The 2,109-nt window shown below is 31.4% G+C and carries 2 protein-coding genes; both read left to right on the top strand.

Annotation, left to right across the window (positions count from 1 at the left end; all coding sequences use genetic code 11):
* Window positions 1-1,697 (top strand): hypothetical protein (locus HRT72_08635; protein ID NQY67773.1); only part of this gene is annotated, 1,697 nt, incomplete at its 5' end.
* A gap of 67 nt (window positions 1,698-1,764) precedes the next feature.
* The coding region (locus tag HRT72_08630) for a hypothetical protein (protein ID NQY67772.1) at window positions 1,765-2,109 on the top strand (345 nt) is incomplete at its 3' end.

Below are 2,109 nucleotides of genomic sequence, written 5' to 3'. Positions count from 1 at the left end.
TATCGAGAAACAGCATTAAAAAAAGTTACCAATACAATAAAGACATCAAAAAATATGGAGGAATAAATTTTAATCAGAAGAAAAAAGATCTCAACACTATAAATAAGGAACTTGAGTCTCTTGAAAAAATGTTTTCAGAAAAAGAAATCATTGAATTGGACAGAGGGATTAAAATACATAAGAACGAAGTATCTCCTACTCTATTAAATAAACTAACAACTTATTTTATTAAAGTAGGAATGAAACTCCCTAACGAAATAGACATACTAGATCTAATAAAAATTTACACAGACCTAATAGAAAAGCATAAAGAGGAAACAAAAAAATACATCATTGATCTTCACGAATTCAAAATTCGTACAACAATTATTGAAAATAGAATCATTTTAAAAAACTTCCTACAATCACTGAGAGCTTCGCATTCAGCAAAACAAGATCGCTACTTTGACAGCATAGACTTTAATGCATTATTCAATGTATTTCCAATATGGCTTACTACAACTAAAGATATTGGAGAAATTCTCCCTCTTAAAAAAGAACTTTTTGACGTTTTAATTATTGATGAAGCATCTCAATGCGACATTGCCAGCTGCATACCTCTCATTCATCGAGCAAAAGAAATTATTATTGTTGGTGACCCTAAACAACTAAACCACATTTCTTTCTTATCCAACATAAGACAACTACAACTGCAAAAGAAACATAATCTTCCTAAAGAAATGGAAGACCTTTTAGACTATCGAAATAAAAGTATTTTAGACCTTACTGAAATGGCTATAAAGGATCAAATTCAAGTTAATTTTTTAGATGAACACTACCGGAGTAAACCAGAAATTATAGCTTTTAGCAACCAGAACTTTTATTTTAACGAACTGAAAATAATGACAGATCACCCCAATTTAGAACATAACAATCTAAGATGGGTAGAAGTAAATGGCATCAGAACTAAAAAAGGAACCAACACCGAAGAAGCTAATTCAATTATTGACCATATAAAAAACATTATTACCCAAGAAGAAACTCTTCCTATTGAAAACAAAAGCACAATAGGAATCCTCTCTCCTTTTAGAGCTCAAGTAAACCACATCATATCTTTAATTGAGAAAGAGATAAGCTTAAAACAATACGGTGATCACAACATATTAATTGGAACTGCACACAGTTTTCAAGGGGAAGAAAAAGACATTATGCTCCTTTCCTTTGCACTAGATAACGAATCACACCCCTCCTCTTTTCATTTTCTTACTCAAGAAGATGTTTTTAACGTCAGTATTACGAGAGCCAAGAACGAACAACACATCTATACTTCTTTTAACACAAACGAGCTTTCTCTAAACCACACACTAAGAAAATACCTTGAATCTATTGACATTTTTAAAAAGAAACAACACTTCCTACCCCACACAAAAGATCTTTTCTGTAACGAGATTCTAGAATATATTAATTCCTTAAAAATAGATACGAAAATAGCTTACAGTACTGCGGGAATTACAATTGATTTAGTAGCTATTTTAGACGATAAAATTATTGGGTTTGACCTACTTGGTTATCCTGGTCCTTTTGAGCAAGCAATAAGTCTTAATAAATATAAAATTTTACAAAGAGCAAAAATTAAACTAATACCAATAACCTATTCCGCATGGACTTACCAAAATGAGGTTTGTAAAAGCGCCATCAAAACTGTATTAGAGATATAACACCATAGAATAAATTACTCTGATATAAATAATACCTTTACTAGTAAGATAATAATCTTAAATTCAAATGGAAAAAATTAAAATACCTCTTAAAGCCAAACTGTTCTACCTTATTAATTCTCGTTACAGCATAATTGCTATCGCTATGTTAGGGATCTCTTTCCTCCTATTTACTGAGATATACAGCAATAGCGACTGGTTATCTCATCAAATTAAGAGCGATTCTCCAACAACAACTGGTAGAGTAATAAATTGCGATGTTTGGAATGATGAATATTATCAAATTAATTACAGTTACCAAACGCCCGAAGAAGAGGAAACTTATTACTGGCGTTCCTATTCCCAAACCCCTGCATCTATAGGTCAAGAGATAAAGGTAACTTATTTAAAAGCAGAACCTACTGTGAGCATG

The sequence above is a fragment of the Flavobacteriales bacterium genome (genome assembly GCA_013214975.1).
Taxonomy (GTDB): domain Bacteria; phylum Bacteroidota; class Bacteroidia; order DT-38; family DT-38; genus DT-38.
Note: the sequence above shows the minus strand (reverse complement) of the source record. Positions and strands in the feature narration are given on the sequence as shown.